Genomic DNA, 1,501 nt, shown 5'->3' with positions numbered 1-1,501 from the left:
CATCCGCCTCGCGGGCCAAGCGCCTTCCCGGCTCCGGCCCCTCAGCTCAAACGTTAGGCCACACACCGGTGCTCCGATTCAGGCCCCTCTTCGCTGAAGACCAAGACATGCTTTGGCATTGGCTTCACGTGGCACTCTGGGATCCGCCGCCCGCCGGGCTCCGTCCCATCGAAGTCCTTCAGGTCCCGGGTGTGCGCATCTATGCCGAGCACTGGGGCAAGCCTACAGACGTCGGAGTCGTCGCACAGGTGAATGGAACTGACGCGGGCGCCTGCTGGGTGCGCCTGCTACCCGTCGGTGTCGGGCTAGCATCTGTCGATGCCCAGACGCCCCAACTCGGCATCGCACTCGAACCGGAGTTCCAACATCGAGGCTACGGTCGGCCGCTCATGCTCGAGACTCTTCGAGCCGCGGCTCTGGCCGGCTATCGTCAGGTGTCACTCACGGTTCATCCCGAGAATCCAGCGCAGTACATGTACGAGAGCTGTGGCTTTCGCAAGGTCGAGCAGCGCAACACTTACCACCTCATGGTGGCGAGTGTGGCCTAACCCTTCACTCGAGGCGACCCTCCACGGCTTGGCACTTGGGCCGCGAGGCCGTAGTTCTTATCATCGGCCTCGCGGCCCAAGCGCCAACCCGCGGCGGTCGCCTCAGCTCAAACGTTAGGCCTCGCAGCAAGCAGCAGGCGAGCGCTCCGGCAAGAAGTGAATTCAAAGCCTGGCAATTCAGCGCCTCAGGTCCAGGAGAGCGACGCCATGTTCGCCGGTCGAGCGCAAGGTGTCGGAGCCCTTGGCACGCATCAGGCCCGAGCCTTTCGGTTCGCGAGAAGCGGCTACAGGTCACTCGTCTTCCGCAGGGTCACAGCGAACTCAGCGAACATGAGGTTCCCACCTCGCGTGGAGCGAGCCGCCCGTCCGCTGGCGGTCGGCGAACCCTTCGTTGCCCTCGAACGAGAAATGCACTCCCATCGCCGCCGCCAAGCGCCTGGTGTTCTGGCGCTCAGCCACCGCAGGAGCACAGGGTCGCCAGAGGAAGGCCCTTCGCCTTCAAGCCCGAGCGGGGCACCGCGAGCGAGGCCTAACCCTTCGCTGGAGGCGACAGCCACCGGCTTGGCGCTTGGCCCGCGCAACGGCCAGTGTCATCATCCGTCGCGCGGGCCAAGCGCCAATCCGGCAGCTGCGCCTCAGCTCAAACGTTAGGCCGCACACACCCCCACCGTGACTGCTCGGCTTGTCTTTGAACCACTACGCGTCGGACATCTGGACGAGTTGGCCGTCACGCTGTTGCACGCAACCGTGTACCAGCACATCGAAGATGAGGTTCCGTCGCTCAGCGATTTCAAGCTTTCCCTGTCCCGCGCACTTGCCGGTCCACCAGCCCGCGCCGTCGGCCAAACTTGGTTGAACTACCTGGTGCGCGACGCTGGCACCAATGCCATGCTCGGCCGGCTCGAGGCCACAGTTCACGATTCCCTCGCCGAAGTTGCCTTTCTCTTCGGTCC

1 protein-coding gene and 1 pseudogene are annotated in these 1,501 nt (G+C 64.6%); both read left to right on the top strand.

From position 1 onward, the window contains the following. The coding region (locus tag D9C15_RS33065) for a GNAT family N-acetyltransferase (protein ID WP_310734549.1) at positions 1-548 on the top strand (548 nt) is incomplete at its 5' end. Between the two features lie 720 nt (positions 549-1,268). Then, positions 1,269-1,501: pseudogene (locus tag D9C15_RS33060) on the top strand (GNAT family N-acetyltransferase); the annotation flags it as partial.

Origin of the sequence: Piscinibacter defluvii (assembly GCF_004011805.1) — a bacterium.
GTDB classification, from domain to species: Bacteria; Pseudomonadota; Gammaproteobacteria; order Burkholderiales; family Burkholderiaceae_C; genus Piscinibacter; species Piscinibacter defluvii.
The sequence above is the reverse complement of the archived record's forward strand: the minus strand, read 5'-3'. Positions and strand labels throughout refer to the sequence as shown.